Annotated in this window: 17 protein-coding genes, 1 tRNA gene and 1 pseudogene; 12 read left to right on the forward strand and 7 right to left on the reverse strand. The window is 44.4% G+C overall.

Going from position 1 to position 19,823, the window contains the following annotated elements:
• Positions 1-5 precede the first annotated feature (5 nt).
• Positions 6-1,322, forward strand: a complete 1,317-nt coding sequence (locus tag ACYVE4_RS22845; protein ID WP_461042570.1) for a gluconate:H+ symporter — start codon at positions 6-8, stop codon at positions 1,320-1,322.
• Positions 1,323-1,333: 11 nt separating this feature from the next.
• On the opposite strand, the gene ACYVE4_RS22850 is transcribed toward ACYVE4_RS22845, so the two are convergent.
• Both ACYVE4_RS22850 and ACYVE4_RS22855 read right to left on the reverse strand, forming a co-directional pair.
• On the reverse strand, positions 1,334-1,903 hold the full coding sequence (locus ACYVE4_RS22850; protein ID WP_461042571.1) for a DUF1572 domain-containing protein: 570 nt from the start codon (positions 1,901-1,903) through the stop codon (positions 1,334-1,336).
• 11 nt (positions 1,904-1,914) lie between these two features.
• Positions 1,915-3,738, reverse strand: a pseudogene (locus ACYVE4_RS22855) (CocE/NonD family hydrolase).
• Positions 3,739-3,942: 204 nt separating this feature from the next.
• Here ACYVE4_RS22855 and holA point away from each other — a divergent pair.
• From holA to ACYVE4_RS22885, 6 genes are all read left to right on the forward strand, one after another.
• Positions 3,943-4,977, forward strand: a complete 1,035-nt coding sequence (holA, locus tag ACYVE4_RS22860; protein WP_461042572.1) for a DNA polymerase III subunit delta — start codon at positions 3,943-3,945, stop codon at positions 4,975-4,977.
• A 172-nt stretch (positions 4,978-5,149) separates the two neighbouring features.
• Positions 5,150-7,546: a TonB-dependent receptor gene (locus tag ACYVE4_RS22865; RefSeq protein ID WP_461042573.1), complete on the forward strand. Its 2,397-nt coding sequence runs from the start codon at positions 5,150-5,152 to the stop codon at positions 7,544-7,546.
• A gap of 42 nt (positions 7,547-7,588) precedes the next feature.
• Positions 7,589-8,146 carry a hypothetical protein gene (locus tag ACYVE4_RS22870; protein ID WP_461042574.1) on the forward strand — a complete coding sequence of 186 codons (558 nt, stop codon included), beginning with the start codon at positions 7,589-7,591 and terminating at the stop codon, positions 8,144-8,146.
• Positions 8,147-8,269: 123 nt separating this feature from the next.
• Complete coding sequence (locus ACYVE4_RS22875; RefSeq protein WP_461042575.1) at positions 8,270-8,956, forward strand: CAP domain-containing protein; 687 nt, start codon at positions 8,270-8,272, stop codon at positions 8,954-8,956.
• A gap of 110 nt (positions 8,957-9,066) precedes the next feature.
• Complete coding sequence (locus ACYVE4_RS22880; RefSeq protein WP_461042576.1) at positions 9,067-9,183, forward strand: helix-turn-helix domain-containing protein; 117 nt, start codon at positions 9,067-9,069, stop codon at positions 9,181-9,183.
• A gap of 474 nt (positions 9,184-9,657) precedes the next feature.
• The gene (locus tag ACYVE4_RS22885; protein ID WP_461042577.1) at positions 9,658-10,041 is read left to right on the forward strand and encodes a nuclear transport factor 2 family protein; all 384 of its coding nucleotides are present in this window, start codon (positions 9,658-9,660) and stop codon (positions 10,039-10,041) included.
• A gap of 308 nt (positions 10,042-10,349) precedes the next feature.
• Here ACYVE4_RS22885 and ACYVE4_RS22890 read toward each other — a convergent pair whose 3' ends face one another.
• Together ACYVE4_RS22890 and ACYVE4_RS22895 are read right to left on the reverse strand one after the other, a co-directional pair.
• On the reverse strand, positions 10,350-10,865 hold the full coding sequence (locus ACYVE4_RS22890) for a putative immunity protein (RefSeq protein ID WP_461042578.1): 516 nt from the start codon (positions 10,863-10,865) through the stop codon (positions 10,350-10,352).
• A 253-nt stretch (positions 10,866-11,118) separates the two neighbouring features.
• Positions 11,119-11,195 (reverse strand) — tRNA-Met (locus tag ACYVE4_RS22895).
• A 113-nt stretch (positions 11,196-11,308) separates the two neighbouring features.
• On the opposite strand from ACYVE4_RS22895, the gene ACYVE4_RS22900 reads away from it, so the two are divergent.
• From ACYVE4_RS22900 to ACYVE4_RS22920, 5 genes are all read left to right on the forward strand, one after another.
• Positions 11,309-11,701 (forward strand): START-like domain-containing protein, encoded by a 393-nt coding sequence (locus ACYVE4_RS22900; RefSeq protein ID WP_461042579.1) that lies wholly within the window; start codon positions 11,309-11,311, stop codon positions 11,699-11,701.
• A 71-nt stretch (positions 11,702-11,772) separates the two neighbouring features.
• Positions 11,773-13,281: an LptF/LptG family permease gene (locus tag ACYVE4_RS22905; protein ID WP_461042580.1), complete on the forward strand. Its 1,509-nt coding sequence runs from the start codon at positions 11,773-11,775 to the stop codon at positions 13,279-13,281.
• A gap of 138 nt (positions 13,282-13,419) precedes the next feature.
• Positions 13,420-13,695: a 30S ribosomal protein S15 gene (gene rpsO / locus ACYVE4_RS22910; RefSeq protein WP_461042581.1), complete on the forward strand. Its 276-nt coding sequence runs from the start codon at positions 13,420-13,422 to the stop codon at positions 13,693-13,695.
• 176 nt (positions 13,696-13,871) lie between these two features.
• Positions 13,872-15,998 carry a polyribonucleotide nucleotidyltransferase gene (locus ACYVE4_RS22915; RefSeq protein WP_461042582.1) on the forward strand — a complete coding sequence of 709 codons (2,127 nt, stop codon included), beginning with the start codon at positions 13,872-13,874 and terminating at the stop codon, positions 15,996-15,998.
• Between the two features lie 75 nt (positions 15,999-16,073).
• A complete protein-coding gene (locus ACYVE4_RS22920) occupies positions 16,074-16,937 on the forward strand; it encodes a sigma-70 family RNA polymerase sigma factor (protein WP_461042583.1) in 864 nt (287 codons plus the stop codon).
• Between the two features lie 66 nt (positions 16,938-17,003).
• Here the strand turns inward: ACYVE4_RS22920 and ACYVE4_RS22925 are convergent, their stop codons facing one another.
• The 3 genes from ACYVE4_RS22925 to ACYVE4_RS22935 form a co-directional block, all read right to left on the reverse strand.
• Positions 17,004-17,474: an HlyD family efflux transporter periplasmic adaptor subunit gene (locus ACYVE4_RS22925; protein ID WP_461042584.1), complete on the reverse strand. Its 471-nt coding sequence runs from the start codon at positions 17,472-17,474 to the stop codon at positions 17,004-17,006.
• A gap of 251 nt (positions 17,475-17,725) precedes the next feature.
• Entirely contained in the window at positions 17,726-18,298 is a 573-nt protein-coding gene (locus ACYVE4_RS22930; RefSeq protein ID WP_461042585.1) for a hypothetical protein, read from the reverse strand.
• Positions 18,299-18,460: 162 nt separating this feature from the next.
• Positions 18,461-19,819 (reverse strand): HU domain-containing protein, encoded by a 1,359-nt coding sequence (locus tag ACYVE4_RS22935; RefSeq protein ID WP_461042586.1) that lies wholly within the window; start codon positions 19,817-19,819, stop codon positions 18,461-18,463.
• Positions 19,820-19,823 lie beyond the last annotated feature (4 nt).

The following is a 19,823-nucleotide window of genomic DNA, read 5'->3' on the forward strand; positions in this document are numbered from 1 at the left end:
AATACATGCCACTTATCCTGACTCTGCTTGGTATTCTAACGCTTGTTTTATTAGTAGCCTTTGTTCGCCTGGATACATTCATTTCGTTCGTGATTGTATCGCTCGGCATCGGAATCGCGTCGGGAATGGACGTTGCGGCTGTAGGGAAATCTATACAGACGGGCATTGGGAGTACACTAGGTGATCTGGTATTGATTATCGGGTTTGGGGCGATGCTCGGGCGATTAGTGGCCGAAAGTGGTGCTGCCCGACGAATTACCAATGTGCTGATCGGACTATTTGGCATCAAGAATATTCGCTGGGGATTGGCACTGGCTGGTTTTGTGGTTGGTATACCGCTGTTCTATAATGCCGGATTTATCATCGTTGCTCCGTTGATTTTTACCATTGCGGCCTCGTCGCGTTTGCCATTACTATCAGTTGCGGTTCCGATGCTGTCAGCCCTTTCGGTAGCCCACGGCTATTTACCTCCCCATCCGTCGCCTTCAGCGGTAGCAGCCCAACTCAATGCCGACATCGGTCAGACGCTTATGTATGGTATTATCGTCGCTATTCCAGCAATCATTATTGCAGGGCCCATATTTGGCAGAACACTGGTGAATATGAAAATCACCCCAGATAAAGAACTGTTTAATATCAAGGAAGTGCCCGGCAGCAATTTGCCGGGTGCAGGAATTAGTTTTTTTGTTTCATTACTGCCGGTTCTTCTTCTGACTACATTTGGCCCCCTGAAGGGCGCATTACCCGATGACTCACCGTTTAAAACGATGGTTGTTTTATTTGCCGAGCCGTATATTGGTATGATGGTTTCGGTACTGGTTGCTATCTATGCACTGGGTATTCGCCGAGGGCTCACGATGAAAGCGGTCACGAAAGATCTTGAAGAAGCAGTCAAAGCGGTTGCGCCTATTTTGCTGGTTATTGCCGGGGCGGGGGCTCTCAAGCAGATTTTCAGTGATAGCGGCACCAGTAAATACATTGGAAGTTTACTGGCAGATGCGTCTATACCTCCGCTGGTATTAGCCTGGGGCATTGCTGCTTTTATTCGTGTGTGCGTTGGCTCCGCTACGGTCGCCGGCTTGACAACATCAGGTATAATCTGGCCCTTGATTCAGAGTCAACCAATCAAACCAGAATTAATGGTCCTGGCAATTGGATCGGGAAGTCTGATGTTTTCGCACATCAACGACGGTGGTTTCTGGCTCTTCAAAGAATATTTCAACCTCACTATCGGGCAAACCATCCGGACGTGGTCACTCATGGAAACGATCGTGTCGATCATTGGCCTATTTGGTGTGCTAGCATTAAATCTGATTGTATAAGACGTTGAATGTCAATTATCGTTCTCCGCCAAATAGTCGTCCGTGAAATGTTCTTTTCGTTTTGGTTTAGAAAATTTCTCGGCATTAAACTCGGCTGATTTTCCCCTTGGAACCGAAAGCGATTTCCAGTTTTCGTCACAAATCATTTTGCCAATAAAAACAATCTGACCCACATGGTAGGGATAGTGCGCCAGTTGTCGATTGATTGCTTCCGTGACCGTGTGACCCTGATTTCTGATATAAATTTCTTTTTGTAAATCACTAGCCGTTAGCAAATTAAGCGATTCGAAAAGACACGCCCAGCCTTCGTTCCATTTGTCCAGAATTTCCTGTCGTGTGGTGAGATCGTTGTCAAATTCGGCTTCCCGATCTCGCCAATCTTTCTCGCCGTCCGTAGTTAAAAAATCAGTCCAGCGGGAGAGCATATTTCCACTTAGGTGTCTAACGATGCTGGCAATACTGTTGCTTTCCTGATTGTATTGCCAAAACAAGGCATCGTCAGAAACTTGAGCTATGGCTTTCTCACCCAGCATTTTATAGTAGGTAAATTGCTTTTTCACGCTTTCCAGATAATCGTTCATCGCTCGTAAATCTACTTTTCTACAACACTTAATTCCAGATGAGACGGTAACGCAGCAGATCGAAAAATGGTCTGTGTTGCTTTTTTATAGTCCGATTCGTTTGCTTCAAAAATATTGGGTACAAATGTCTGAGGATTTCGGTCAATGATCGGGAACCAGGTACTTTGGATTTGCACCATAATTTTGTGACCTTTTTGAAAAACATGATTAATGCTATGTAAATCAATGGAATACGATTCGGGTTTGTTGGGTTGAATGGCTTCGGGTTTTTCAAAGCTTTTTCGGAAACGCCCGCGGAATACATCATTGGCCACCATCAACTGATAACCACCCATACCTAATTGCTGAGGGTATTGTGCAGGATACACATCAATTAACTTAACAACCCAATCAGCGTCGCTGCCGGTTGTAGCCGCAAAAAGTTTAGCCCAAACCTCGCCAGTTACCGTTATATCTTCCTGCAACACATCCGTTTCCCAGGAAAGCACATCCGGTCGATTTTGGACAAAACGCTGGTCTTCCGTTAGCCAGGTGCGCCAGCGCGAACCAGGACCATAAGTGGCTTCAATTGGGCGTGTTCGATAGGGAACCGGATGGGCCGGATCCGAAACATAGTAGTCGCTCCCGGATGCAGCTTTTGGGGCTTCGAACGAGAGCTTTCCATTGCTCTGGAAAAATAACTTTCGTTTCGTCGCTTCCTTGGGTGGCCAGGAATCGTACCGTTTCCAGGTGTTCGAACCGGTTTGAAACGTAACCGCTTCCGGGAAATTTCCGGTACCTTTTCCTTTTAAATAATAAGCGAACCAGGGTGCCTGAATCTCTTTGCGGAAAGTAACCGATGTTGCCGTATCGAATCGAATATTGCCTAACGTTTTGCCATCACCCCGCCCCCAACCGCCATGGTTCCAGGGACCGGCCACCAGAAAATTTTTGTGTGACTAATCCTGTTTTTCCCAAAGTTGATAGGCTTTTAAAGGGCCGTAAAAATCTTCCTGATCCCACCAGCCCGCAACATTCATGATCGGTATTTTCGGTCGATCAATACGAGTAATTAACGATTGCTTCTGCCAGAATGAATCATAATTCGGGTGTTTAACGAAATCATTCCAGGTAGGAAGTTTATGCTTGAAATACAGTTTGTTAACGTTCGAGAGTGGGCCTAATTTCAGATACCAGTCGTAGGTGTCGAAGTCGGGAAAGGGGAAGAGTGAATCCTGTTTGGTGGCTTCTTCCATAAACGCGTATTCAAATCCGTAACTTAATCGAAATGCACAATTGTGGTGGAAATCGTCGCCCAGATACATATCTGAAGGGGTCGCCTGCTCAGAAACGGCGGCTAATGCCGGGTGTGGATCGATGGCACCCATGACGGTAGTCCAGCCTGCGTACGAAATTCCATACATACCTACTTTTCCGTTGTTTTTTGGAATATGCCTCAGCAACCACTCGATGGTATCGAAGGTATCGGTACTTTCGTCAATCGCTTTCGGATCTTTTTTATCTCGGGTAAATCGCTGCATTTCAAATATTCCTTCCGACTTATACCGGCCGCGAATATCCTGATAAACAAAGATGTAGCCCTCATCGGCCATGTCTTTCACATAAGGGATCAGATCGGGGCTATCAGTATGGGCAACACCGTAGGGAGTACGTGTTAACAAAAAAGGCAACGGCTCTTTACTGTCTTTAACGGTATAGATGAGCGTATTCAATCGAACCCCATCACGCATGGGAATCATGACTTCCTGTCGTTCGTAGGAAGGTCTCGTTTGAGCAAAACAGTGAATTGATAAAAGCAGATAAAATAAAGACAAAGAGAAGAATCGTTGGTGCATTTTGTGAAGTGTCTGGAAGTGAAAGGATAAAGATAAAAAATCACGCTAGATGATTGACCAGAACCCCATTCTTCCCTTGTATTTCATCGAAAATGACATTTCAACGGTTATTTTTACAGTTTCTGGTTTTCGGGGGTCGCTAGTTCAGTATGTACATCAGCCAACAGTAAACCGAATATCGTAAACCGTAAATTGTGATCCGCATTGATTCCAGCTGTAGATTCCCTGTTGAAAGATATCCGCAATAAACGGATTGAACCTGTATACCTGATTCATGGCGATGAGCCATATTATCTTGACCGGATTGCTGACGAGCTTGAAAAGGTAGCCATCCCGGTAGCTGAGCGTGGATTCAACCAGTTTGTTCTGTTTGGAAAAGATACCGACGTGGGGGCTGTGTTGAACTATGCCCGGCGCTATCCGTTCATGGCCGAACGACAGTTGGTATTAGTAAAAGAAGCTCAGCAACTGGCCGGATTAGGAGAGAAGTCAGCGCAGACTTTGCTGGAGGACTATGCCCTGAATCCATTGCCAAGCACAATATTGATGCTGTGCTATGTAAAAGAAGAAGGTAAGCCGGGGCTCGACGAGCGAAAAGCCTGGGTGAAATCATTTGGTGCCAAAGGAAAATTGCTTGGAGTCAAGAAACTTTACGACAATAAAATTCCGGATTGGGTAGGCGTGTATTGCCGCGAACAGGGGGCAAAAATAAGCCCAAAAGCCTGCCAGCTTTTAGCCGACCATATTGGCAATGACCTGAAACGTTTAGCGGGTGAAATTGATAAAATACTGATCAATCTGCATGTGGGCGAAGAGATTTCAGCCGGCACAGTAGAACGGTTAGTGGGCATCAGTAAGGAATATAATGTATTTGAGTTGCAGAAAGCACTTGCCCAGCGTGACGTTGTAAAAGCTAACCAGATTGTAGAGTATTTTGGGCTTAATCCAAAGGATAATCCATTGGTTGTCATTTTGGCGCAATTGTTTGGCTATTTCAGTAAGGTGTTGTTAGTGCAGGCATCAAAAGATCAATCCGACAAAGCGCTGGCTTCCTTGCTTGGGGTGAATCCATTTTTTGTAAAGGATTACCAGACGGCTGCCCGTTCCTTTCCTTTACCCAAAGTGGCTGCTATTATTCACGCCATTCGCCGGGCCGATGGACAAAGTAAAGGAATCGAAGCTCCGACCATGAGCGAGCGTGACATTTTGCGCGAACTCGTGTTTGAAGTATTGCATTAATTGATTTCGGCTCATGAAAAAAGCTGTCCCGAATTTGGGGCAGCTTTTTGTGTTTTAAGGGATCATGTTTAACTCAAAATAGACTTCACCTAAATTTATTTCTTTGTTGTTGCAACCATGTTGCATATATTGCAGGCGTTTTTCAGAAAATAGCTGAAAGATTGGTCGTAGAATGCAGTATCTAGGAAAAATTGGCTTACTCTTTTTAGGAATATTGGGGGCATCAGTAGGAGGGTGGGCACAGTCTGCCCCATGCCGTATACTGTTGCGAGGCCAAATTCTGTCGGCTGATAACCAACTTCCTTTACCGGGAGCAACGGTCTACATACGCGAACTCAAAACTGGAGCTGTTGCCGATTCATCGGGTCGTTTTCAATTGACAGGATTATGTTCTGGTAAATACTCGGTTGATTATCAGTTTGTTGGATATACTACTCTCTCTTCGTCAGTCCTAATCGGAAATGATTCCTTGCTAGTACTCAACCCTGTTTCGTTGAAGGCAGATAGTCAGACATTGCAGGAAATAGTCGTAACGGAGCATCGGTCGGAAGCCCAGCAATTACTACAGACACAAACAAGCTTATCAGGAGCGGCTCTGGATCAAACACGCGGGCAATCACTCGGCGAGAGCCTGAAAGCATTAACGGGTTTGTATTCCATCCAGACGGGGCCAAGTATTTCAAAGCCCGTTATTCATGGGTTGTATAGCAACCGGATTATTATTCTGAACAATGGCATCCGGCAGGAAGATCAACAGTGGGGAACCGAACATGCTCCCCAGGTTGATCAGTTTCTGGCGTCGCGATTGACGGTAATTAAAGGAGCGGCCAGTATCCGATACGGGTCCGACGCTATTGGAGGGGTGATTTTAGTCGAACCGAAAGCTATGTCGACGCAACCGGGTATTCGGGGGGAAGTCAATGCCGTTGGCGCTTCCAACGGTGGTTTAGGCGTTGCTTCGGGCGTGGTAGAAGGCGCATTTGCTAAGAAATTGGCTGGATTGAGTTGGCGGTTGCAGGGAACTCTGAAAAAGTCGGGTTACGTGCGTACACCTAACTACTATCTGGAAAATACCAGCTACCACGAGGCCAACTTTTCCGGCGATTTGCATTACGATCACAAGAATTGGGGTGCAGAGGTTTTTTATAGTCGCTTTGATACAAAAATTGGTTTGTTCACAGGCGCGCAGGTCAGTAGTCTGGCAGATTTATACGCAGCCATTCAGCGACCTGAACCTTTGTCGAAACCTGGTTTTTCGTATGACCTTGGTCGTCCTTACCAGGATGTACAGCACGATTTGCTAAAAATCAGAACGCATCTTCATACAAAAAAAGGGGGAGAATTAACCGCCACCTATGCCTGGCAGCAGAACCAGCGTAGAGAGTATGATTACGTTTCGTTTAGCGGAATTCTGACCCCGGAGTTATACCTTAAACTGGAAACGCAAACACTCGATTTAGTTTGGGAACATGCACCAATTAAAACGAATGCGGGTGGTCAATGGTCTGGTAGTGTGGGTTTTAACGGTATCACCCAGAGTAACATACGTCAATACCTGTTTCTGATTCCGAATTTCCGAAATTACGGGGCTGGTCTGTTCGCCATTGAACGATACGCCATTGGCCGTTGGACAATAGAAGGGGGAATTCGTTATGATTACCGCTGGCTACGCGCTTTTTTCCTGGATGAAGTGACCAAGAAGACCTACTTCGAAACCCACGACTGGAGCAACGCCAACGGATCACTTGGGCTAGCTTATCAGCTTCGTCCTGACCTAACGCTTACTGCAAACCTGAGTACAGCCTGGCGAGCGCCAAATGTATCGGATTTGTATTCGAATGGCCTGCACCAGAGTGCTGTTGCCTATGAGCGGGGAAATCCAGATTTACGGCCTGAGCAGGCCTATAACGGCAATCTGGTGCTGGCGTATGCTGGTAAACGGTTGAGTGGAGAAATTGGCATTTATAACAACCTAATCCAAAATTATATTTATCTAAAACCGGATTCTGTCCCAGTCGTTCGTCAACGTGGGGCCTTCCCGTCGTACACCTATAGCCAGGTTCAGGCAACATTCCGGGGTATTGATGCAACGCTGACATACAAACTGACAGATCAGTTAGCGTTCACGACAAAAAATTCGCTACTCTTTGCTTACAATCATACTGATCGTGGCTATTTGGTTTTCATCCCGCCCAATCGGTCTGACAACAGTCTGCGTTATGAATGGGCTAAATGGGGGAAATTGTCAGAATTGTACCTGTCTATCACCGGATTGTATGTGGCTCGACAAAATCGCGCTCCAACTGTAACCACTCGCCAGGAGAATGGTCAAATCATTTTTACCGGCGATTTTGCTGCCCCTCCACCAGCATACTTTTTACTTGGCGCCGAACTCGGATTCAGGATGCCTATAGGAAACCAAAGGATGAATATTATTCTAAGTGGCACTAACCTGGCAAACGTCGCTTATCGGGATTATCTCAACCGCTTTCGATACTTCGCTGATGAACAGGGACGTAACATTATGCTCAAACTACGTCTGCCCTTTTCGGTCGGGAAGCATTCATAAATCAAGCCAATACAATCTGTTTTACCGTTAATTTCTAAAGTTATGAAGCAAGTTAAAAATCACTTCATTTGGTTGTCGTGTGTCGTATTACTGGCTGGAGCCTGCAAAAAAGACGAAGAGAATGTAGCTCCAACTGATGATAATGAAGCCATTACAACCGCTACGATTACGTTAACCAATAAAGCGTCGGCTACGGATGTGGTAATTGCTACCGTTGAAAACCTCAATACGACTGCTGATTTCAGTAAGGCTACGTTGAACCTGAAAGCCAATGCGACCTATACAGGGGTAATTTCGTTGCTCGACAAAACGAAAACGCCACCGCTCGACGCCACCGCAGAAATTAAAGAGAAAGCCAACGAACACTTGTTTGTTTACACACCAACACCGGCAAATCTGTTAACCATAACCCTGACTGACAAAGACTCGAATCCAGCACCAGGTCCTTACCCAATCGGTTTAACTACTGAAATCAAAACGGGAGCGGCCGGTTCGGGCAAACTGAATCTGGTATTACGGCATCAACCAAATGTGAAGAACGGAACGTCAGCTCCCGGCACATCTGATCTCGATACTGAATTTACAGTAGTCGTGAAATGAGAAATTATATAGAATGATGGCCTGTGTATTGATCATCGAAGTGCAGGTGAACATCGGTAATTCACAAGTATACCTTATATACATGAAAAAGTCGTAACTTAGTCATGCATAAAAGGTATACTTGTGAATTGGTGGATTATTTTACGAATCGGGCAATGGTTAGCGCAACTCAATAGCCCGCCTGAAGGCTATTTGATGAGTGATGAAGCCTTTTTCGCTCAACCGCTTGCGCAACAGCTAATTGTTTTGGATCATCCCGACACGCTTTTGTTGAATCTGGCGCTGTTTCAGGCCACCAATGAAGCTCGTCGCAAATTTGGCTTGCCTGTATGCCACTATGATCGGTTCCTTTATCAGGCTGCCCGCGATCATGCTGAATCTATGATGCTTCATGACTACACGAGTCATGAAGATCTCTACAATTTAGAAACCACTACATTACTTAAACGCGTACAAAAACAAACGAAGCGGTTTGGCTGGATGGCTGAAAACATTGGTCAGTATCAGACGATCGATACTCCTGACTGGTATAGTGCCCGGTTTAACAGGCAGAAAGGCAGGTATGATTATATATCGACGGACACCAAACAGCTATATCGACCATACACCTACGCCCGTTATGCCCGTTATGCCGTTCAACAATGGCTGGATTCACCCCATCACCGAGTGAATCTGCTGAATCCTTCATTCACACATGTGGGTTGTGTAATGCTGTTATCAGCCAATCCATATAAGCAGCGTAAAGCTCCATTTGGAAGAGTTATACAGAATTTTGGCGCCGAACGAAGCACCGTTCAGGTAACTCGATAAACCGTTTTTCTTGCCCGATTTTAATCAAGTGTGATCTTGAAAAGTATCAATCAGCAAGTTCGCCGTACTGCTACCTTTGTCTGTGCAGATAAATAATCAGCAGAAAAAGCATGATTGATAACGGCTCCTCGCTTGCTGCCAAATTGGACGTCAGCATACGAGCAATTTATCGAGATATCATGGCACTAGAACAAGCCGGTGTACTCATTGTGGCGGAAGAAGGCTAAGGAGATTCGTTGATGGAAGGTTTTCGGCTACCTCCTGTTTCGTTTTTGGTACGTGAAGCAGATGCCTTGATTACGGCTGAAAAGGTAATGGCCAAAACTAGGATGCTTCGTTTGTAAAGGAATGTACAGAAGTAGAAAAAATAAGGCGATTCTGCGAAACAGCACTAAAGATAACGCGGTGCTCTTGTCCAGTCGGATGGTAATTTTAATTCGTAATTTTTAAGAAGGTAATCTCTTTAAAATCAGCGATTTGGATAAAAGACGCCGTTACCTCATTTCACTTACTGCTAATTGGAAATCCTTTAGGTAAACCTTTCATTTGCTTGAAACTGAAGACGTACGATCTTCTAAGCTATAGGTTTTCAACCGTATAACTGTCAAAACAATGAATCAGCTACTGATACTTATTATTCTGATGATTTTCAACTTGACATCGGGCAAACCGCTTTTAGCCAAACGAAAACACAAGCAGGTATGGCAATTAAAACAGAAAACAGCGTAACAGATCTTACACTGGCGGCAGTAGAGAGGTTTAATGCCGCATTCAATCGCCACGATGTCGATGTGGTGATGAACGAAATGACAGAAGACTGTATTTTTGAAAATACAAATCCGCAACCTGATGGCACTCGTTTAGTTGGTGCCGAAGCTGTCAGAGCTTATTGGGGAAAATTCTTTGCTTCTAATCCAGATGCTTTTTTTGAATCGGAGGAGGTATTCACTAGTGGCGATCGTTGTGTAGTCAGGTGGATTTATCGCAAGATAAAAGAGGGGAAGCCCTGGCATTTGAGGGGAGTGGATGTTATTAACGTTCGAAACGGAAAGGTCGCAGAAAAACTGGCATATGTAAAAGGTTGATCGTTTGAATGAGTGAACGGATAGGGAGTGAAAGCGGCCTGAATTAATCAAACGAAAATTGTTATGAATACTAAACGACTAAGTTTAATACTCGGTCTTCTCATACTGTTTATCTCATTTTTAGTACCGCGATACACTTTCGATTGTCAACTTTATGACACCTATTTTGTCATTAGCTGGAGCATTATTCTTAGATATGCAGGAAAACTACTTTCTCTATTGGGGGTGGGAGCTTTGATGCTAAGCAAGAAAATATGAGTACGTAGTAGTACCATTCTGATTTTAGACCTGCTTCTGATTCATTTATACTAATAAGTAAAAACAGACCAACATAAATTATTGCGCAACCGTTGATCGTCAAGAACCAGAGCACGGATAGCTTCAGGAAGCTTATCCCGTTGCCATTGGCATTCCTGTTCGCGAACGGAATTCCTATTCTCATTCGATGAAGCTTCCATAACAGCTCTGATGGCATAGGCGGCAGCCCCCAATTCATGGGCTGCCACATGGGCTACGGCAACCGCCTGACCAGCGGATAAAGCGGCTAATTTTGCTGCTCCAGAAACCTCCCTGGCTGCTGCATTAGAGGCAAATGCGGCCATATGAGCCTGTTTCATAGTAATTTCTCCTGCCACCCAGGCATAGGTTAATTCGATGGCACGGCGTGGTCGGTCGTCAGTCGGGCTCATTTTTTCGAAATAGGGTAATACGTGCTGAGCGCATTGAGCTGCCCAAATGGCCAGTAAATGATGGTCTTCGTCTACTAGCGTACCCCCACGGCGGACGGTAATAAATCGTTTATCACGGATTTTAGGAAGTATCATATCGATAGTTAAGAGTTCTGAAAGTGTTGAAGATAATTTACCTTTTCTGAAGATAAAGGAACAATTATAAGTGATCTCGAGTGCCTATGAGCGAATTATAGCCTATATAACGAAGCTCTAGAAGTACTTTTAGGGAGAAACGAATAATATACTGAGACCTATATGTACAGGAGTTGCCTACTCCATTTTACCTCGAAAACGCTCAATAAGGCATAAAAAAAGCCCTTTACCATCTTGTAAAGAGCTTCTAAACTGGTAGCGGGGAGCAGGATCGAACTGCCGACCTTAGGGTTATGAATCCTACGCTCTAACCATCTGAGCTACCCCGCCGTGTTTCGTACCACAAAAGTAAGGAAAAATCGTTGCAAGGCAAAAAAGGCCGTTGACTTTCGCAAAAAAAATCGTTTACCTTTGTCAATGACCCCTTTTCTGTAGAAAAAATTATGGAGAAATTTAAATTCGTCGCCGAATATGAACTTCGGGCCTCTCCCAAAATGCTGTTTCCCTACATTAGTACGGCTTCAGGCTTATCGCAGTGGTTTGCCAGTAAAGTAAATACAATGCCCGAACAGCGATTTGATTTCCAATGGGATAACGAAAGTCATATTGCCCGACAGGTATCCATGCGGCAGAATAAGGGAGTACGATTTGAGTTTTTAAATACCAACGACGACGAATCGGATAATAATTACGTTGATTTTCGAGTCGAGCAGAGCGAGTTGACCCAATCGACGTTTCTACGCATTACCGATTACTCAGGTACGACCGATGAAGAAGAACTCAAAGATCTCTGGGATGGTTTAATGGATAAGCTGCGGGAAATTGTTGGCAGTTAACATAATTTACGAATTACAATGTACGATTTACGGCATTCTCTTTGTTATATCGTAAATCGTAATTTCAATACGTGAAAAAAGTTGACAAATTAGTACTCGGCTCATTTTGGGGGCCGTTTTTTTTGACACTGGCCGTCGTCATCTTTATTTTTCTGATGCGACTGCTGATGTTCTATATCGACGATTTCGTCTCGAAAGACCTCGATCTGGCTACTTTTGGTCGATTATTGTTCTACTTTGCGTTGCTCACCATTCCAACAGCCCTGCCGTTGGCTGTGTTACTTTCGTCGCTCATGACGTTTGGAAATCTGGGTGAGTTTTTTGAACTAACTGCACTTAAAAGCGCCGGAATTTCACTTACCCGGGCCATGCAGCCATTACTGATTGTGGCTGTTTGTATCAGTGCTTTTTCGTTCTGGTTTAATAATTCTGTATCGCCCTGGGCCAATTTAAAAGGGTATAGCCTGCTTTATGATATCAAAACAGCCAAAGCGGCTCTGAATCTGAAAGAGGGGATTTTCTACAATGATCTTCCAGGTTATAGTATTAAGGTAGATAAGAAAATTAAAGGTCCCAAAGAGAGTAAAAACGGTGATTTGCTAAAAGGGCTTGTTATTTATAAGCATCCGATGAATGGCATCGAGTCCGGAAATCGGGAAATTATTCTGGCCGACTCTGGGCGAATGTATACCGATCAGGATCGAACCTATCTTGTGTTTGAACTTTTTAATGGTAATGATTACCAGGAATATTCCAGTAATAGCCCCGTTACATATGCCAGCAGCGGAGGGGCTCCATTAGGAGGACAATTTATGCGGAATGGGTTCAAAGATTATCGGTTGGTCATTGGGCTGGAATCGTTTGGGATCAAACGAACTGATGAAAACCAGTTTGAGTACCATGAGTACATGAAAAATCTGAAAGAACTAACGACACTAACTGACTCATTACGAAAAGATTATAAAAATACCAGTCTAAGTGTCGCCAGCACATCACGTCAATATTACAACTACCAGTTTAAGTCGGATGGGACAGTTCGCCAAAAGAAAGTGCTGGAAGGTAAATGGATCGATTCGCTATTGAACAAATATAAAATAGCTCCGCAGGAATTAGCGCAGACTGCGTTAGGACAAGCCCAGAACATGCTTTCTTACGCTACATCAAACGTCACATACCTGCGTGAAAAAGAGAAGAGTGTATGGAAATACCAGCTGGAGTCCCATCATAAATTTACGCAATCGATTTCGATTTTTGTGATGTTTCTGATTGGGGCCTCAATGGGAGCGATTATCAAAAAAGGTGGTTTTGGGGTACCTGTGTTGATTGCTATCGTGTTTTTTATTTTCCTGTACATATTAACAATTGTGGGAGATAAGTATGCGAAAGATGGATTAGTCTGGGTGCCGATAGGTGCCTGGCTGGCCAATATTGTTCTATTCCCAATTGGCTTAGTGCTGATGCAGCGTGCCCGGCACGATTCACGGCTATTTGATAAAGATGTATATATAATTGCCTGGGATCGACTAAAGAAGCGGTTCGAGCAATTTAGAAACCGTAAAGCAGTAGCTATGAGTCAATAGACGGCTGTTTCTCAGTCAATCGTTAAATGCAATTAACTAATAACCTAATAAACTATTGGCTGAAAACTGGCGACTATCGACTATTTTTCTTACCTTTGCGCCTTAATTCAATTTTGTTAACTATTTAGCTGTCTGAAGATGTATCTAACGACCGAAAAAAAGCAGGAGATATTCTCCACCTCGGGTCATGCCAAAAGTGCAACGGACACCGGGTCGGCCGAATCCCAGATCGCGCTGTTCACCTATCGGATTAGTCATTTAACTAATCACCTGAAAGTTCACAAGCACGATTATGGCACCCAGTTGGGTCTTTTAAAATTAGTAGGTAAGCGTCGGCGGTTGCTGAATTACCTCCAACAAAAGGACATCACGCGATACCGGGCTATTCTGGCTTCGCTGGGATTACGGAAGTAATCGGCAACTCCAAAAAAAGGGAATCTGCTCCACTAGTAGATTCCCTCATTTTTGTTGTTTCTATAGAGACATAGTAAAATTCCATTTGCATGATAGTGAAATAAATTGGGGAATACTGACAAATAGGTACTACCCGCGCGGTTTAAAGCTGTAAGAGACGAATTAAAATCAGGTCTATGTTTCAAATTACCACGCAATCCGTTGCGCTGCCCGACGGGCGAGAAATTACCATCGAAACCGGAAAAATGGCCCGCCAGGCCGACGGAGCGGTGGTTGTCAGATTGGGTGACACGATGCTGTTAGCCACTGTTGTTTCAAGTAAAGATGCCAAAGAAGGCGTCGATTTCCTTCCCTTATCTGTCGATTATCAAGAAAAATTTGCGTCTGCTGGTCGAATTCCAGGTAGCTTTCAGCGACGCGAAGGTCGCTTAGGCGATCACGAAATTTTGATCAGCCGTCTGGTAGATCGTGCGTTACGCCCTATTTTTCCCGATAATTATCACGCTGATACTCAGGTGATCATCACACTGATTTCAGCAGATCCGGAAGTGCAGCCAGATGCATTGGCGGCATTGGCTGCTTCATCGGCGCTGGCTGTATCGGATATTCCGTTCAACGGACCGATTTCGGAAGTGCGTGTGGCTAAAATTGATGGACAATATCAAATCAACCCTAAAACGGCGGATATCGATCGCGCTACCATCGATCTGATTGTAGCAGCTACCGAAAAGGATATCTGCATGGTAGAAGGGGAAATGAACGAGTGTTCGGAAGCCGAAGTGGTAGAGGCACTCAAAGCTGCTCACGAAGCTATTAAAGTCCAGTGCCAGGCTCAGAAAGAACTGGAAGCTAAAGTAGGCAAGACCGAAAAACGAGAATATAATCACGAAACCCACGACGAAGAGTTGCGGGCAGCAGTTCGGGCAGCTACGTATGATAAAATTTACGCTGTTGCTCGTCACCAGAATCCAAGTAAAAAAGGCCGTTCGGAGGCATTTAAAGCCGTTCGTGATGAATATATCGCTTCATTTCCGGAAGGATCGGAAGTTAATGTTGGCCTTATCAAAACATACATTCACGATCTGGAGTGGGAAGCTTCTCGCCGATTGGTGCTTGATGAGCGTGTTCGATTAGATGGTCGTCAACTCGATCAAATCCGTCCTATTTCGGCTGAAGCGGGTATTTTACCAGGCCCACATGGTTCGGCGTTATTTACGCGCGGTGAAACCCAGTCGCTGACAACGGCTACGCTTGGTACTAAAACGGATGAGCAGATTGTTGATCAGCCAATGTATCAGGGTTATGCCAAATTCCTGTTGCACTATAATTTCCCAGGTTTTTCAACGGGTGAAGTGAAGCCAAACCGAGGGGCTGGTCGTCGGGAGATTGGCCACGGAAATCTAGCGCATCGATCACTGAAAAAAGTATTGCCGCCCGAAGATGAGAACCCTTATACAATTCGGGTTGTGTCTGATATTCTCGAGTCGAATGGATCTTCATCTATGGCAACCGTTTGTGCCGGTACAATGGCTTTGATGGATGCTGGTATCAAAATCAAGGCACCCGTAGCCGGGATTGCTATGGGCTTGATTTCGGACGGTGAAAAATATGCCGTTCTATCGGATATCCTTGGCGATGAAGACCATCTTGGCGATATGGATTTCAAGGTGACAGGCACCGAAAATGGAATCGTGGCCTGCCAGATGGACCTGAAAGTAGATGGACTATCGTATGAAGTGCTGGCTCAGGCGTTGGAACAGGCTCGTGTAGGTCGTCTGCACATTCTGGGAGAAATGAAGAAAGGCATTGCCGCCGTTCGTCCAGACCTGAAACCACATGCTCCGCGTGCCGTTGTCATCAAGATTGATACCAACCAGATTGGTGCCGTTATCGGACCCGGCGGTAAAGTTGTTCAGGACATTCAGAAAGACTCAGGTGCTATCGTTAATATTGATGAACACGACAATGCTGGCTGGGTTAGCATCTTTGCGACAAACAAAGAAAGCATGGACAAAGCCGTGTCGCGCGTGAAAGGAATTGTGGCTGTTCCTGAAGTGGGTGAAACTTATGTAGGGAAAGTCAAAACCATTCAGCCGTTTGGTGCCTTCGTTGAGTTCATGCCCGGTAAGGATGGATTATTGCACATCTCCGAAATCAAATGGGAGCGTCTGGAGACAATGGAGGGCGTTTTGAAAGTAGGAGAGGAAGTAACAGTTAAATTAATTGATGTAGATAAGAAAACAGGGAAGTACCGTTTGTCGCGCAAAGTTTTACTGCCGAAGCCAGAGAACAAAAATGCGTAAGTCATTGTTACTTTTTTATGTAATTCACCGTCAAAAGAAAGCGTTATATAGGCAATTTGCCACGGGCGACGTACTATGAGACAGCTAAAAATTTCAAAACAGATTACCAATCGTGAAAGTCAGTCATTAGACAAGTACTTACAGGAGATTGGTAAAGTAGACCTACTCACACCAGACGAAGAAGTAACGCTGGCCCAGAAAATTCGGGAAGGTGACCAACTGTCACTAGAACGGTTGACGAAGGCTAACTTACGTTTCGTTGTTTCTGTTGCTAAACAGTATCAGAATCAGGGCCTATCCTTAGGGGATTTAATTAACGAAGGAAACCTCGGTTTGATCAAAGCCGCCCAACGGTTTGATGAAACACGCGGGTTTAAATTTATTTCGTACGCCGTTTGGTGGATTCGCCAGTCGATTCTGCAGGCATTGGCCGAACAGTCACGGATTGTGCGTTTACCACTCAACCGCGTAGGCTCGCTGAACAAGATTTCGAAGACGTTCTCCGATCTGGAGCAGAAATTCGAACGGGAGCCATCGCCTGAGGAATTGGCTGCTGTATTGGATATCTCGGCCGCTGAGGTTGTTGATACGCTCAAGATTTCGGGTCGCCACGTGTCAATGGATGCACCATTCGTTCAGGGCGAGGAAAACAGCTTGCTGGATGTACTCGAAAATGATGGCGAAGACAAACCCGATTCAGGTCTGATCAATGATTCGCTTCGTAAAGAAGTACAACGCGCGCTTTCGACGTTAACGCAACGTGAGGCTGATGTAATCACGCTCTACTTCGGTCTGAATGGCGAGCACGCAATGACGCTCGAAGAAATTGGTGAGAAATTTAACCTGACCCGCGAACGGGTTCGGCAAATAAAAGAAAAAGCCATTCGTCGACTGCGCCATACCTCAAGGTCGAAGGCGTTGAAGACGTACCTGGGCTAATAATCCTGTTTGCTTATGCAAGACGGCTCCTGCGAAAGTGGGAGTCTTTTTGTTTTTAGAAGAAAATTATCTTTGTCTCAGGGCTCTCCGTAATTGGTATAATATACGCTCAATTAGCCGTAAATCTTCAGTGATAATCTCAGCAGAAGCTTCCATACCAGTTTTACACGTCAAATTTTTGTTATAGCTAGTTCTTAATCCTTTGGATAATTCAATAATGGCAGAAAAATACGTATTATCTGGGGATGGGATTTGCGAAATCGACCTAATAATGCCTTCCACGGCACCAAATTCTTCAAAGGGATACCCTTGAAATTTTATCAGTACTTCATGCCCTTTTTTTACGCGTCCAAAATTAGCCTGTGGTATCCTTAACTCGCCGAAATATTGGTTTTTGTCGATCACTCCTACATACATAACTTCGGAACCAGCCTTTAAAACTTGGTTTTCCTGTATTATCATAGAATAGTGGATTATACCAGCTAACGGAGCTTCCAGTAAATATCGCTTCTTCCAATCAGTCGCTGCACTTATCAATGTATTGACTGCCTGCTCAAATTATTTTTTTGCTCTAAAGACTGTTTGTCAAGCTCAGTAATTTCTCTGCGCTTCTGTGTTTGATTTGTCGAATTAGCTGTAATTGAAATGTCTATTTGTTTATCGGTAAACGTTTGGCCAGGAGTTTACTCTCCTCGCGTTGGTAGTCTAATGGTGAGATTACTTTATCATTATATAGTTTTTTATGAATATCAAACTCGTTTTGAGCAATCAATTCGTCTTGAGAATAGCTATTTTAAGATGATGACCTTTTGCTGTGTTTTAGAATAGGCAACGTATGTAATATCGTTTTTACCGCTTTGATAGGAAAAACAACGACTTCTAGGAGTTGATTTCAACTCATTCCAAGCTGCTTTAATAGATTTCTCTACGGCAAAAGAGTCTGGATTTACTTGTGAAATGTTGGAAAAATGATCTGCCCTAAAAAAGTTGTTGATATGGCTTTGCACTATTTTTTTATCTGATTCGGAATTAATTGTCTCTGTATGATTAATCAGATTGCTGGCTGGAAATGTATCCCAGTAAATCATCTTGCCTTGATGATTCTTAATTTGAAAATTGACTTGGCCGCTTAGAAGAGTCTCACCAGTAATAGTCACTTGTAAAGTATCCTTATTCAGATTGTCAGAGAATGGTTGGATTATCTCATTCGTTAATAGCGGTTTTACGGTAATAACGTTTGTCGTCGCAATTGGCTGTTCGTTTGTGGTCTGCGTGCAGGCAATTAGCCCTGGGATGAGAAGAGTAATTATATAATATTTTATTGATTCGATTATTTTGAAAATCATAATGCTATATAACATCGATTTTAATAATGCCTTTGATAATATTACGGACGAATTTTGTCAATGTTGCGAGGACGTTTTGATAGATCATGGCTGAATTTGAATTAGGTTTGAAAGAAAGAGATAAATAAAAAAGACAGCCCGAAAGAACTGTCTTTTTTATTTATCTGTACAAAAAAATTAATTCTTAAGAATCCAGGATTGAGTGCCTGCTAATGAATCGATTCGAGCCATGTTAGCTACAGCTTCAGTTCGAATAGCAGATCCGGCAGCAGCTACTTTAAACAGATTTTTTTCGCCAGGTGCCGGGAAGATGATAAAGGCGTCGGCATAACCTACTTTTCGCAATCGGTTCCGTACGCGAAGGGCATTTTCTTTACTCGAGAAAACGCCAGCGATTACAGTAAAATAGGGGCCAACACGTTTAGGTTTTGCAACGGCAATTGGTGCGGTTGCTACGGGCAATGTGGGAGCAGGAGTAGGTACAACCTTTGCTTTCGCCACTGTAGGGGCAACTTTGGGAGCCGCAACTACTGGTGCTGTTACAGGAGCAGCAGTTGGTTTAACTGGAGCTGGTTTAACTACTGGTGCTGCAGCAACAGCTACAGGATGCACTGCAGGTTTGGTTACGGATTTCATTTCAGTAACCGGTTTCACTGCAACTGGCTTAGACGCTACCGTTTCAGCTGTATTCCAGCCATCATTTGGTTTTGCGGGAGCTATTTCAACCGGTTTCGTTTCCGTAATCGGTTTAGCAGGCGTTACCTCGACTGGTTGCGTTTCCGTTTTAGCAACTGGTTCGGCAACTACTTTGGGCATCGCTACAGATTCAGATGTTACCTTTTTATCGGTTTTATCGGCTACACGTTCAAAAAAAGAAGTGGGGAACCGTAGCAAATTAGCCGGGTCAAGGCTACTTCTAAAGGGCTGCCCAGGCTTAATAACTGAGAAATAGCTTATAGTTCCTAATGAGCCAACTAATAGCGTAACAGCCGCAACACGCCAGTAAACGCGATTAGGACGATAAGGAGTTAGGGTAACAATTTCTTCATCGGGAAGCACTGGTTCAAGCTTGGGAAGCGGAATCGCTTCTAAAACGGGTTCTGGCTTAGGCTCTTGTTCAGGTATTTCAACGGATAAGGCACTCATGCCATAAGCATCTCCGAGAAAGTTATGGCGTAAGCTAGGGTTGAACTGTAGCTTACCTTCTTCATTATACGTAAAGGTGCCTATGCCATCTAGATCATATCGCCCCGCTTTTTCTACCTCTTGACGTAGTTCCTGAACAAACGAACTGATGCGTTTTTGCGCAGCATCGCGTGAGATGGACTCATGCAGCATGATGTAGATACCGAGAATACCATCGTCGAAACGGAGGGCTTCATTAAAGGCAACCCGCTTGCGGGGAGGTAGGTAGAGGCCGTTTGCTTCCGTGTAACTGGCTGGTTGATAGTGCGTCAAAAAAGCCCCTAATTCAGGTATGACGATGCAGTCATATTGATAGAGCAATTTTTTGAGGTATTCGTTAACTGATACCATGGTT

It is taken from the genome of Spirosoma harenae, assembly GCF_054776975.1.

Coding starts and splice junctions, on each gene's coding strand:
- ACYVE4_RS22845 (WP_461042570.1), top strand. CDS start 6: ATGCCACTTATCCTGACTCTGCTTGGTATTCTAACGCTTGTTTTATTA.
- ACYVE4_RS22920 (WP_461042583.1), top strand. CDS start 16,074: ATGAGACAGCTAAAAATTTCAAAACAGATTACCAATCGTGAAAGTCAG.
- ACYVE4_RS22915 (WP_461042582.1), top strand. CDS start 13,872: ATGTTTCAAATTACCACGCAATCCGTTGCGCTGCCCGACGGGCGAGAA.
- ACYVE4_RS22850 (WP_461042571.1), bottom strand. CDS start 1,903: ATGAACGATTATCTGGAAAGCGTGAAAAAGCAATTTACCTACTATAAA.
- rpsO (WP_461042581.1), top strand. CDS start 13,420: ATGTATCTAACGACCGAAAAAAAGCAGGAGATATTCTCCACCTCGGGT.
- ACYVE4_RS22890 (WP_461042578.1), bottom strand. CDS start 10,865: ATGATACTTCCTAAAATCCGTGATAAACGATTTATTACCGTCCGCCGT.
- ACYVE4_RS22930 (WP_461042585.1), bottom strand. CDS start 18,298: ATGTTATATAGCATTATGATTTTCAAAATAATCGAATCAATAAAATAT.
- ACYVE4_RS22870 (WP_461042574.1), top strand. CDS start 7,589: ATGAAGCAAGTTAAAAATCACTTCATTTGGTTGTCGTGTGTCGTATTA.
- ACYVE4_RS22935 (WP_461042586.1), bottom strand. CDS start 19,819: ATGGTATCAGTTAACGAATACCTCAAAAAATTGCTCTATCAATATGAC.
- ACYVE4_RS22880 (WP_461042576.1), top strand. CDS start 9,067: ATGATTGATAACGGCTCCTCGCTTGCTGCCAAATTGGACGTCAGCATA.
- ACYVE4_RS22865 (WP_461042573.1), top strand. CDS start 5,150: ATGCAGTATCTAGGAAAAATTGGCTTACTCTTTTTAGGAATATTGGGG.
- ACYVE4_RS22885 (WP_461042577.1), top strand. CDS start 9,658: ATGGCAATTAAAACAGAAAACAGCGTAACAGATCTTACACTGGCGGCA.
- ACYVE4_RS22900 (WP_461042579.1), top strand. CDS start 11,309: ATGGAGAAATTTAAATTCGTCGCCGAATATGAACTTCGGGCCTCTCCC.